The 10312-nt window shown below is 66.3% G+C and carries 16 protein-coding genes; 11 read left to right on the forward strand and 5 right to left on the reverse strand.

Annotation, left to right across the window (positions count from 1 at the left end; all coding sequences use genetic code 11):
- Positions 1-11: 11 nt before the first annotated feature.
- On the reverse strand, positions 12-383 hold the full coding sequence (gene flaF / locus IE122_RS07205; protein WP_189620434.1) for a flagellar biosynthesis regulator FlaF: 372 nt from the start codon (positions 381-383) through the stop codon (positions 12-14).
- 185 nt (positions 384-568) lie between these two features.
- Here flaF and motA point away from each other — a divergent pair, with 185 nt between their 5' ends.
- Genes motA through IE122_RS07220 form a run of 3 tightly spaced genes read left to right on the forward strand, consistent with a single transcriptional unit; the run spans position 569 to position 2780 of the window.
- Complete coding sequence (motA, locus tag IE122_RS07210) at positions 569-1453, forward strand: flagellar motor stator protein MotA (RefSeq protein WP_189620435.1); 885 nt, start codon at positions 569-571, stop codon at positions 1451-1453.
- A gap of 4 nt (positions 1454-1457) precedes the next feature.
- Positions 1458-2324 carry a flagellar motor protein MotB gene (locus IE122_RS07215; RefSeq protein ID WP_189620436.1) on the forward strand — a complete coding sequence of 289 codons (867 nt, stop codon included), beginning with the start codon at positions 1458-1460 and terminating at the stop codon, positions 2322-2324.
- Positions 2325-2336: 12 nt separating this feature from the next.
- Positions 2337-2780, forward strand: coding sequence for a hypothetical protein (locus tag IE122_RS07220; protein WP_308430410.1), 444 nt, complete (start codon positions 2337-2339; stop codon positions 2778-2780).
- Positions 2781-3270: 490 nt separating this feature from the next.
- On the opposite strand, the gene IE122_RS07225 is transcribed toward IE122_RS07220, so the two are convergent.
- From IE122_RS07225 to IE122_RS07240, 4 genes are all read right to left on the reverse strand, one after another.
- Positions 3271-3609 (reverse strand): hypothetical protein, encoded by a 339-nt coding sequence (locus IE122_RS07225; RefSeq protein ID WP_189620437.1) that lies wholly within the window; start codon positions 3607-3609, stop codon positions 3271-3273.
- A 77-nt stretch (positions 3610-3686) separates the two neighbouring features.
- Positions 3687-4403, reverse strand: a complete 717-nt coding sequence (gene fliP, locus IE122_RS07230) for a flagellar type III secretion system pore protein FliP (RefSeq protein WP_189620547.1) — start codon at positions 4401-4403, stop codon at positions 3687-3689.
- Between the two features lie 259 nt (positions 4404-4662).
- A complete protein-coding gene (locus IE122_RS07235; protein WP_189620438.1) occupies positions 4663-5073 on the reverse strand; it encodes a flagellar biosynthetic protein FliO in 411 nt (136 codons plus the stop codon).
- Positions 5074-5076: 3 nt separating this feature from the next.
- On the reverse strand, positions 5077-5310 hold the full coding sequence (locus IE122_RS07240; RefSeq protein WP_189620439.1) for a FliM/FliN family flagellar motor switch protein: 234 nt from the start codon (positions 5308-5310) through the stop codon (positions 5077-5079).
- 124 nt (positions 5311-5434) lie between these two features.
- Between IE122_RS07240 and flgC the strand changes: the two genes are divergently transcribed.
- The 8 genes from flgC to IE122_RS07280 all read left to right on the forward strand — a co-directional run bounded on the left by flgC (position 5435) and on the right by IE122_RS07280 (position 10269).
- Positions 5435-5845 (forward strand): flagellar basal body rod protein FlgC, encoded by a 411-nt coding sequence (gene flgC / locus IE122_RS07245; RefSeq protein WP_189620440.1) that lies wholly within the window; start codon positions 5435-5437, stop codon positions 5843-5845.
- Between the two features lie 9 nt (positions 5846-5854).
- A complete protein-coding gene (gene fliE, locus IE122_RS07250; protein ID WP_189620441.1) occupies positions 5855-6196 on the forward strand; it encodes a flagellar hook-basal body complex protein FliE in 342 nt (113 codons plus the stop codon).
- 9 nt (positions 6197-6205) lie between these two features.
- The gene (locus tag IE122_RS07255; RefSeq protein ID WP_189620443.1) at positions 6206-6469 is read left to right on the forward strand and encodes a flagellar biosynthetic protein FliQ; all 264 of its coding nucleotides are present in this window, start codon (positions 6206-6208) and stop codon (positions 6467-6469) included.
- Positions 6470-6486: 17 nt separating this feature from the next.
- On the forward strand, positions 6487-7266 hold the full coding sequence (gene fliR / locus IE122_RS07260; protein ID WP_189620445.1) for a flagellar biosynthetic protein FliR: 780 nt from the start codon (positions 6487-6489) through the stop codon (positions 7264-7266).
- Between the two features lies 1 nt (position 7267).
- Positions 7268-8344 (forward strand): flagellar biosynthesis protein FlhB, encoded by a 1077-nt coding sequence (flhB, locus tag IE122_RS07265; RefSeq protein ID WP_189620446.1) that lies wholly within the window; start codon positions 7268-7270, stop codon positions 8342-8344.
- 140 nt (positions 8345-8484) lie between these two features.
- Complete coding sequence (locus IE122_RS07270) at positions 8485-9528, forward strand: flagellar basal body P-ring protein FlgI (protein ID WP_373299118.1); 1044 nt, start codon at positions 8485-8487, stop codon at positions 9526-9528.
- A gap of 2 nt (positions 9529-9530) precedes the next feature.
- The gene (locus tag IE122_RS07275; RefSeq protein ID WP_189620450.1) at positions 9531-9839 is read left to right on the forward strand and encodes a rod-binding protein; all 309 of its coding nucleotides are present in this window, start codon (positions 9531-9533) and stop codon (positions 9837-9839) included.
- Positions 9829-10269, forward strand: a complete 441-nt coding sequence (locus tag IE122_RS07280) for a flagellar biosynthesis protein FlgN (RefSeq protein ID WP_189620451.1) — start codon at positions 9829-9831, stop codon at positions 10267-10269. The genes IE122_RS07275 and IE122_RS07280 overlap by 11 nt, the downstream gene beginning before the upstream one ends.
- Positions 10270-10312: the final 43 nt, after the last annotated feature.

Consider the following 10312-nt stretch of genomic DNA (forward strand, 5'->3'; position numbering starts at 1 on the left):
GGGAGGATACGTCAGCCGACGGGGGCGGGGTTGCCGTTTTCGTTGGCGAGGCCGATCATCACCGTGCGGTTGACGTTGATCAGCTCGTCAATGGTGTCGCGCCCGGTCATCACCAGCGAGGTGTGGCGGTCCACCCACAAGCCGAGCGAGATGATCCCGGCGCGCAGTTCATGCGGCAGGGCGTTGCCGGAATCGATGCACAACGTGGTGAAGGCACCCCAGACCTGGCGGTTGCGGTGCAGCGCGTCGGCTAGTTGCGCCCCGGTCAGCCCGGCATCGCGCGCCGCGATCATGTCGGCTGTCACCTCGCTCATCAGCCGGAATTCGGTGCTGCGGGGCGTCGCGGCCACCTTCTGGGTGCGGACGTAGGCGTTGACCGACATGATGGCTCCGGCTTGACGAACGAGACTGCGGGCGGTTTCGCGCTTCGCCCGATAAATATAGGACGGTCCACCGGCGATCGGGCACAGGCCGGAAAATTGCGCGATGCGGCACCGGCGGGCAGCGGATGGTCCTATAATTCAGCATCGAGCCTCGCGCGCGCGGGGCCATCACTTGCGGATAGTTCATGCTCAACATCGCCGGCCTCATCGTCATCCTGGTATGCGTCTTTGGCAGTTTCCTGCTGTCCGGGGGCAGCATGGAGGTTATCTTTCATGCCCTGCCGCATGAGATGATGGCGATCGCCGGCGCGGCTCTGGGGGCCTTCGCGCTCGGCAATTCGATGGGCACGCTGAAGAAGGCGGGCAAGGGCGTGGCCCGCGTGTTCAAGGGTGAGCGCTGGAAGGAGGCGGACTACCGCGACCTGCTGGCGCTGCTCTATTCGCTGCTGTCGACCTTCCGAAAGGGCGGGGCCAACGCGATCGAACCGCACCTCGATGCGCCGTCGCAAAGCGCCATCTTCTCGCGCTATCCGCGCCTGCTGGGCGATCACGAACTGATCGAATTCATTTGCGATTACCTGCGGATGATGACCGTCAACTTCGAGGACCCGCATCAGTTGGCCGAAGCGATGGAGGGCGACATGGAGCGCCACCATCACGAGGAAATGGGCCCGCAGCACGCAATCCAGATGATGGCCGACGGCCTGCCGGCGATCGGCATCGTCGCCGCCGTGCTCGGCGTCATCAAGACCATGAGCTCGATCGACCAGCCGACCGAAGTGCTGGGCGCGATGATCGGCGGCGCGCTGGTCGGCACGTTCCTCGGCGTGCTGCTCGCCTATTGCCTGGTCGGCCCGATCGCGCAGAAGCTGCAGCAGATCATCGACGCCGATTTCAAGCCGTACATGCTGGTGAAGACCGCGATCATCGGCCACGCGCAGGAACAGCCGACAGAAATCGCCATCGAACTGGCCCGGCGCATGACCCCTTCGAACTATGCGCCCAGCTTCCAGGAGATGGAATCGGCGCTGGAGACGGTCAAGGAACAGATGAACGCGGCGGCTGCCTGATCCGATGGCGAGCAAAGGCAACGAAACCCGCCCGATCGTCATCCGCAAGGTCAAGAAGGTGGTCGGCGGCGGCCATCACGGTGGCGCGTGGAAAGTGGCCTATGCCGACTTCGTGACCGCGATGATGGCGTTCTTCATGCTGCTGTGGCTGATGGCCAATCCCGACAAGATTTTGCTGAAGGGCCTGGCCGAATACTTCTCGGCCGATACCACGCGCGAAAGCCCGATCACCACGCTGACCACCCGCCCCGGATCGCAGCCCGGCGATGGTGGCCACGGGCGCAACAACCAGTCCGAAAGCCGCGACGTTCAGGGTCAGCCGGCGATCGAGGCGGGCGTTGCCGGGGTGGCGCGCGGCGGCACCTCGGATGTGCCCGCTGCCGCGCTGCGGGTGATGGCGCAGGAGATGCAGGTAGCGCTGGAACCGCCGGCGGATACTCCGGGCCAGCCCAATGTCGATGTCCGGCCAAGCCCCGAGGGGATGCGCATTCACCTCGTTGATAATGCCCAGCGCTCGATGTTCAGGGGCAGCACCGCGCAGCTTAACGACTTCGCGCGCGGGCTGCTGGCGCGGGCGGCCAAGAAGCTGGCCGGGATGGATACCCGCATCGCCATCGAAGGGCATACCGATGGCGCGGGCGGTGGCGACAGCGCCGCCAACTGGAAACTGTCATCCGAGCGCGCGCTGGCGGCGCAGGCGGCGATGGTTGCGGCGGGGCTGCCGGCGGATCGCTTTGCCGAAGTGGTGGGCAAGGCGGGGACCGAACCGGTCTATCCCGATCAGCCCGAACGGCCGGAAAACCGGCGCATCACCATCGTCGTCATGGCCGAATCCGGGGCGCTGCCGTCCGATGCCAGTTTCAAGTTCTAAGGGGATGATGGCGTGATCAAGCGCATCGGAATCGGGCTGGTCACGGTGATCGCCGGGCTTGGCGTCGGGGCCGCAGGGGCGTGGGGCGTGCTGCACTCGGCACCCCAGTACCTCACCGGCCGCCCCGCCAAACCGCGCCCGGTGGCGACCGAATTCGTCCCCCCGGTCGAAGTGCTCGCCCCGCTGGTGCTCGCCGACGGGCGGCTCACCGGTTATGCCAAGTTCGAGATCCAGTTGGAGGTGGCGCAAGGCACGACCGAGGAAGTGGGCGCAAAGCTGCCGCTGCTGATGAACGCGGTGAACCTGCGCACTTACCGCACTCCGCTCGCCAGCGGGCCGGATGGGCTGGTGCCCGGTCTGGACGGCTTTCGCCGGGTGGTGATGGACGCGGCGACCGAAGTCTACGGCAAGGACGTGGTCCGCTCGGTCGCGGTTACGCAGGCGGCACCGGCTTGAGGCGGGCCGTGAGCGGATGGGAAGCCTGGGCGGCATGGCGGTTCGCGGTGCCCGGCGAAGTTTACAAAGGTTACACCCTGTAACTTTCGATGTCCGCCAATTTGCACTTTCAGATCAGCATGTTGCGGCCAAACATGGCGAAGTTTACAATTGCCGGACAAAAGCGATCTGTAGCCTTCTGACGATGGGAAAGAGCGGGGCGTGGAAGGCCCGTTGCCGATCATGCCGCAGGCGGGGTGTGTAGGACAGCGGGAAAAGCGTGCGCACGAGGCTGCCCTAACTCTTTGCCGGACGAAAAACCGGATTCGCGCAGAGGCGCAGAGGCGCAAAGGGGTTTGTGCTTGCGGCGAAGCCGCCTCTCTCATTCAACGGGGCGTATGTCGCAGCGTTGGAACCGGGAGATTGCCTGCGGCGCAGGACGACATCTTTGTGCCTCTGCGTGATGCCTTTTTCCGTTGCTTGCAGCGTTTGTCCAGCCAGCCTCGACCGGTCATTCGAATATTGCCGCCGTCGATTTTTGCGGCTTCGACCTGCGCGACAGACCCCACCCCAACGGGGCGGCGAGAATTAACGTCGCCGCCAGTTGCAGCAGGGCTGGAATGACAAATTCTTCCAGATCCATGGATAAGACAAGCGAGATGAAATCATCGATCGTGACGAACATCCACAGCAGAAGGCAGAAGAAAGGCATGCCCGATGCTGCCGTTGCCAAGACCGCGCGGCGGGTCGGCGTCCTATCGCCCGCCCATCTGTTCAGCGCGATTGCAGTCACGCAGGTGAGCAGCACGCCCGGCAAGGTCCACAAAAGCAAAGGAAGCCATGACTGCATCGACCGCTATGTGTGGCATGAAGCTGCGCGGCACAAGGCGGGCGGGCCGCAGTTCGATGCCGTAGCCGCCGCGATGCCTAACCCACCCCGCCGAAACTCTTGACCAGCGATCCCGCCACCAGCGCCCAGCCGTCCACCAGCACGAAGAAGATGATCTTCATCGGCAGCGATATCGTTGCCGGGGGCAGCATCATCATGCCCATCGCCATCAGCACCGCCGCCACCGCAAGGTCGATCACCAGGAACGGCAGCAGCAGCAGGAAGCCGATCTCGAAGGCACGGCGCAGTTCCGAGATCATGAAGGCGGGCATCAGCGTGGTCATGGGCAGTTCGGCGCGGCTGTGCGGGACCTTGCCGGACAGGCCGACGAACAGCTTCACGTCATCGTCGCGCACTTGCTTGAGCATGAAGGTGTGGAACGGCCGGCTGGCCCGTTCCAGCGCCTGCGCCTCGTTGATCTGGCCGGCGTTGTACGGCTCCATCCCCTGCTTCCACGCCGCATCGAAAGTGGGTGCCATGACGAAGAAGCTGAGGAACAGCGCCAGCGAAATCACGATCGGGTTGGGCGGTACGCCCTGCACGCCAAGGCCCGAGCGCAGCAGCGACAGCGCGACGACGATGCGGGTGAACGAGGTGATCGTCATCAGGATTCCCGGCGCGAGGCTGAGCACCGTCAGGATCATGACGAGCTGGAGCACCCGGCCCGACATCGTGCCGCCGCCGCCCAGAGCCGCCGTCGCGCCGCTGACCGCGCCCGCTCCCGGCGCGGCCCCGGCGGCCTGTGCCATGGCCATCGCCGGCAGGCCGATCGCCAGCAACACGCCGATCACCGCCAACAGGCGCAGGATCGCGCGCGAACGGGCACCAAGCGGGACCCCGGGGCAAGCCCGGGGTGACGGGGATGAGGCGGCGTTCAATTCCACCATGGTCTACTGATCCGCGTCCAAAGGCCCAGCCGCCTTCGTCATCCCGGGCTTGACCCGGGATCCCGCTGCTCGTTGAGCGCGGCGCGTCAGAAGCGATGGCGAAAGAACGAAAATTGGTGCCATCATCCTAGTGCAGGTCCGCCTTGCGCGCTTCCTGCGCGTAAGTGACTTCGGGAAGCATCGCCAGCCGCTCGGCAAACGCCGGCGCGGTCTTGCGCGGGGCGGGGCGCGGTTCGGCCGCCTGCGCCGGGCGGGCCGGTGCCGGGGCACCGCCGTCGAGCACGGTCACGCCATCGGGGCCGACGAGGATGCTGAATTCGGTATCGTCGCGGCGCAGCAGGATGATCGACCGGCGCTGGTCGATGGCCAGCCGCTCCACCACTTCGAGGCGTTTTTCCGGGGACTTCTGGCCCAGCCCTTCCAGCCACTTGCGCGGGATCGTCAGGTCATAGCGCTTCACCGCCCACAACGCGCAAACCATCCCGCCCAGCACCAGCAGCAACGCGCCCAGCATCCGCAGCAGCGACAGGGCGTCCACTGCTCAGCGCTCCCCGGCCACCACGCGCGTCACTTCGAGCGCCATCGCCTCACCGTTGACGATGATGCGGCCTTCGGCAACGAGCCGGTCGTTGACGTAGACCCGGGTCGGATCGTCCTGCCCACAATCGAGCGGGATCATCGCGCCACGGCTCATCTTGAGCACCTGCCGGATCGGGATGCTGGCCGAGCCGAGCACGATCTGCAGGTCGATGGGAATGCCTTCGAGGACGGACACGGCCCGTCTCCTTTTCAACGTCTGGTCACGGCCGCTTTATAGGGGAAAAAGTTATAGGAGGAGTGCGGCACTAGGAAAAAGTTGCCTATAAGTAGGAAAGAAGCAGCTAGGAACGGCGGGCGCAGTGGCGGATCTGGGTAATTCGGTGGAGGTTTCGGCATCGGGGCTGCGTGCGCAGGCGCTGCGGATGCGGGTGATCGCGGAAAACCTTGCCAATGCGGACTCGATCGCCACCACGCCCGATGGCGATCCCTATCGCCGCCGCGTTGCCACTTTCGCCGCCGAGGTCGATCGTGCCACCGGTGCGACGCAAGTTGCGGTCAAGTCGATCGATGCCGACAAAAGCGCGTTCGGGCGGGTCTACCAGCCCGGCAACCCCGCGGCCGACGCCAAGGGCTATGTCGAAAGCCCCAATGTCGATGCGCTGATCGAAACCGCCGACATGAAGGCGGCGCAGCGTTCCTACGAAGCCAACCTCAACGCCATCGAAGCGGCGCGCGGCATGTCTATGCGCACCGTCGATCTGCTGAAGTAAGGGCGCATCATGTCCACGATCGGTTCACTCGACGGCCTTTCCGCCTATGCCCGCGCCGCGCGGACCACCAAACCGCTGGGCGGCACGGGGCAGCAGGCGCCCGGCACCGGCGGCTTGGGCGGGCTGGCTCCCGGTGGCGGGTTCGGCGCGATGGTCGAAGGCATGGTGTCGCAGACGGGCGACGCACTGCGCAACGCCGAGACGCAAAGCATCAAGCAGATCGGCGGCAAAGGCGATCTGATCGACGTCGTGACCGCGATCGGTGCGGCCGAGACAGCGCTGGACACCGTCGTGGCGGTGCGTGACCGCATGGTCTCGGCCTATTCCGACATCATGAGAATGCAGATCTGATCGCCGCCGATGTCTGCCGACGAAGCGATCGAAATGGCCCGCGCCGCGCTGGTGCTGATGCTGACCATCGTCGGGCCGATGCTGGTCGCGGCGCTGATCGTCGGCGTGGTGATCGGCCTGCTCCAGGCGCTGACGCAAGTGCAGGAAATGACGCTGACCTTCGTGCCAAAGCTGCTGATCGTCGGCGTGGTCATGCTGCTCAGCCTGCCGATGATCGGCCATGCGCTGGGCGCGTTCATGGATCGCGTGGCCGACGCCATCATCTCGCCGTGACCGGCTGAGCGCCCGCGATGGATGCGATCCAGCTTGCAACGCTCCTGCGCTTGCCGATCGATACGGCCGCTTTCCTGCTGCTGTTCTGCCGGGTTGGCGCGGTGATCATGCTGCTGCCGGCGTTTTCCGACGATGGCGTGCCGGTGCAGGTCCGGCTGATCATGGCGCTGGCCTTCACCTTCGGCATGTACGGCATGCTGGAGGGCAAGGTGACCCCGGCGCTTCATTCGGGGATGTCGTTGCCGCTGCTGGTGATCGGCGAGGTCATGGTCGGGATGGCGATGGGGATGATCGTGCGGATGCTGTTTAGCGCCGCCGCCATCGCCGGAGCCATCGCCTCGCAGCAGGTCGGGCTGTCGTCGGCGCTGGTGGTCGATGCGGCGATGGGCGGGCAAGTGTCGATCCTGGCGCGGTTCATCGGGCTGGGGGCGGTGGTCGTATGCCTCGCCAGCGGCGTGCACCACTTGTGGATCGCCTCGATCTTCCGCTCCTATGGCGCGTTCCCGGTGGGCGGGTTGCCGCCGGCCGCCGATTTCGCGCATCTGGCGGTGGCGGTGATGGGGCAGGCGACCGCGCTGGGCCTCAGCCTCACCGCGCCGCTGATCCTGTACGGCATGCTGTTCAACCTGGGGCAGGGGCTGGCGGCGCGGGTCGCCCCGGCGATCCAGGTGTTCTTCATCGCCCAGCCGCTCAACCTGCTGCTGGGTCTGTCGATCCTGGCGATAACGCTGGGGGCGCTGTTGACCGCCTTCGCCAACGCCATGGCGCGCTTCATCCAGAACGGCTGGTCGCTCTGACATGGCCGGTGACGCACCCGACAAGGACCAGCGGACCCACGCGCCAACCCCCAAGAAGCTGGAGGATGCCCGCAAGCGCGGCGAAGTGGCGATCGCCCCCGAGGTCCGCCACGCGACGATGATGTCCGGAGCGCTGGCGGTGATCGGCTGGGTCGGCGTTTCGGCGCTCGACGGGCTGGGGGCGATGCTGCGGCGGCTGTGGGGCGATGCCGATGATTTCACGCTCGATCCCGAAGGCGCGCAGAGCCTGGCCACCGGGGTCGCGTGGCATGCGCTGGTATCGCTGCTGCCGGTCTTCGCGGTACTGATGGTCGCCGCCGTCGGCACCGCGTTCCTGCAGGGCCGCTTCAGCCTGAGCTGGTCGCGGGTCAGCCCGAAGTGGTCGAAGCTTTCGCCCGCCAGCGGGCTCAGCCGCCTGTTCGGAGTGCGGGCGCTGGTGGAATTCACCAAGACGCTGGCCAAGATCGGCGCGATCGGGCTGGTCGTATGGCTGGTGTTGGCACCCCGGCTCAGGAACGCCGACGGGCTGATCGGGCACGATCCCGCCTCGATCGGCGCGGCAGCGGGCGGGATGGCGTTCGCTGCCTTGCGGGCCGTGGTCATCCTGGTGCTGGTGCTGGCACTGCTCGATTTCCTGTGGCAGCGGCGCACCTTCCTGCAGCGCATGCGGATGACGCAGCAGGAAGTGAAGGACGAGCACAAGCAGAGCGACGGCGATCCCAAGATCAAGGCCAAGATCCGCCAGATCCAGATGCAGCGTTCGCGCCGGCGGATGATGGCGGCGGTCCCGACCGCCAGCGTTATCATCACGAACCCGACCCACTTCGCCGTCGCCCTCAAGTACGAACACGGCGTGTCTGCCGCGCCGACCGTCGTCGCCAAGGGCGTCGATGCGGTGGCGCTGCGCATCCGCACGGTCGCCGCCGAAGCCGGGGTGCCGGTGCTGGAAAACCCGCCGCTCGCCCGCGCCTTGTTCGCGGCGGTGGAGATCGACCATCCCATCCCGGTCGAACACTATGCCGCTGTTGCCGAAGTCATCGGCTATGTCATGCGGCTGGCGAAAAAGGCGGGCCGGTGATCGCGCGGCCGCCACCGCAGGATTTGCGCCTGCGGGCCCGCCGCGCCCGCTTTCGTCCTATAAGACAGGCGATGGCCTGGTTCCGTTCTTCGCTGGCATTCGTCCTGTCGCTTCTGGCGCTGATCACGCCTACGCTGGCGATGGCCGGGCCGATGCCGCGTATCAAGGACATCGTCGATGTCGAGAACGTGCGCAACAACCAGCTCGTCGGCTATGGCCTCGTCGTCGGCCTGCAGGGCACCGGCGATCGCATCCGCAACGTGCCTTTCACCGAAGAGACGCTGCAGGCCATGCTCGAGCGCATGGGCGTGAACATCCGCGGCACCCAGATGCTGACCCAGAATGTCGCCGCCGTCACCGTGACCGCGACGATGCCGCCGTTCGCGCGCGCCGGATCGGCGATCGACGTCCAGGTTTCGGCGCTGGGCGATGCCAGCAGCCTGCAGGGCGGCATCCTTCTTGTCTCGTCGCTGCGCGCGCTGGACGGTGAAATCTATGCGGTGGCGCAAGGGCCGGTGGCGGTGTCCGGCTTCAAGGCGCAAGGCGCCGGGGCCAAGCTGAGCCGGGGGGTGATGACCACCGCGCGGATCGCCGGCGGGGCGATCATCGAGCGCGAAGTGGCCTATGACCTACGCAACGCCCACTCGCTCAAGCTGGCGCTCAAGAACCCGGACTTCACCACTGCAGAGCAGATCGCCCGGACTATCAACAGCGTGGCGTCCGGATCGGCCGAGGTGCTGGACCCCGGCACCGTGGAACTGCGCCCTTACGGCAGCGGTTCGCTGATCGATCTGCTCACCCGCATCGAAAACCTGACCGTCGCGGTCGATCAGCCGGCGCGGATCGTCATCAACGAGGCGGCGGGCACGGTAGTCATGGGCGCGGACGTGCGCGTCAGTCCGGTGGCGATCGCGCAGGGCGGGCTGACCATCAGCGTCACCGAAACCCCGGTCGCCTCGCAGCCGGCGCCGTTCTCCAACGGCCAGACCACCGTGCTGCCGCGCACCCGGATAGAGGCGAACGACGGCAACGGCGCGTCGCTGGCTATGCTGAACAGCGGCACCTCGTTGCAGACGCTGGTCGCCGGTCTCAACGCGCTCGGGGTCAGCCCGCGCGATCTCATCACCATCCTGCAGGCGCTCAAGACGGCGGGCGCGTTGCAGGCCGAAATCGCGGTGCAGTGACGATGAGCGATCCGATTGTCCCCACCACCCGGCCGATCGCCACCGCCCCCAACACGATCGTGCCGCCGCACCGCACGCCTGCGGCGGTCGCACGGCAGTTCGAGGCGGTGTTCGCCGGGCAGATCACCAAGATACTGATGGAATCGGTGGAGCAGGACGATGCCTTCTCCGGCGGCCACGGCGAGGAGATGTTCCGCGGCGTGCTGGCCGAGCAGATCGGCAACAGCATCGCTGCCGGCAAGGGCCTGGGCATCGCCTCGGCGGTGGAGGCGCAGATCATCCGCCTGCAGGGAGGCTCCGATGGCGAATGACAAAGATGGTGCGGCGCAAGTCGTGACGATCATGACATCGCTGTCGGCGGTGATGCGTGAAGAGACGCAGCGGCTCGAAACCGGTGCCCGCGCGCCGGAGCTGGCCGAACTGGCGCAGGCCAAGGCGCGGCTGGTAGGGGTGCTGGAAGAACGGTTTGCGCGCGAATCGCGTTTGAATCCCGGTTGGCCGGACACGCTCGACGCTTTGGCCCGCGAAGCCTTCACCACCGCGCTGGGCGAACTGCGCGCGGCATCGATGGTCAACGCCGCGCTGCTGGAACGTCACATCGAACTGTCCGCCGAACTCATGGATGCGATCGCGGCCGAAGCCAAGCGCGCCACCGGCAGCCGCGCCTATGCCTACGGCGCCAGCGGCACCCTGGCCCGCGCCGACCTGACGACGCCGATCTCGCTCAACGGCGAATTCTGAGAGAACGTGCGCGAAATCTGAATAAACCACCGTTCGTGTCGAG

Origin of the sequence: Novosphingobium colocasiae, assembly GCF_014652555.1 — a bacterium.
GTDB lineage: Bacteria > Pseudomonadota > Alphaproteobacteria > Sphingomonadales > Sphingomonadaceae > Novosphingobium > Novosphingobium colocasiae.